This window comes from Paraburkholderia sp. EG287B, assembly GCF_040965595.1.
Classification (GTDB): Bacteria; Pseudomonadota; Gammaproteobacteria; order Burkholderiales; family Burkholderiaceae; genus Paraburkholderia.
The window spans coordinates 1-262 of record NZ_JBFRCG010000110.1 but is presented as its reverse complement, the minus strand read 5'-3'; the positions used below and the strand labels follow the sequence as shown (position 1 = coordinate 262).

The 262-nt window shown below is 55.7% G+C and carries 1 rRNA gene; it reads right to left on the bottom strand.

What is annotated here, in order from left to right:
- Window positions 1–106, bottom strand: a 5S ribosomal RNA gene (gene rrf, locus AB4Y40_RS42945); the annotation flags it as partial.
- Between the last annotated feature and the right edge of the window lie 156 nt (window positions 107–262).

Genomic DNA, 262 nt, shown 5'->3' with positions numbered 1-262 from the left:
ATTACCTACTTTCACACGGGCAATCCGCACTATCATCGGCGTGGAGCTGTTTCACGGTCCTGTTCGGGATGGGAAGGGGTGGGACCAGCTCGCTATGGTCATCAGGCATGACGGGTTGCTGCGTCGCAGGATTCTGCGCCACAGCCAATCGGGAAGAAGCGTAAAGAGGTGTTGCTGAATTGGGGTTGTGTTGTTTCAGGCACAACACGTGATCTCAACCGTGCGTCACTCCCTTCGGGAGCAGGATGCTCGTAAGTGCTGA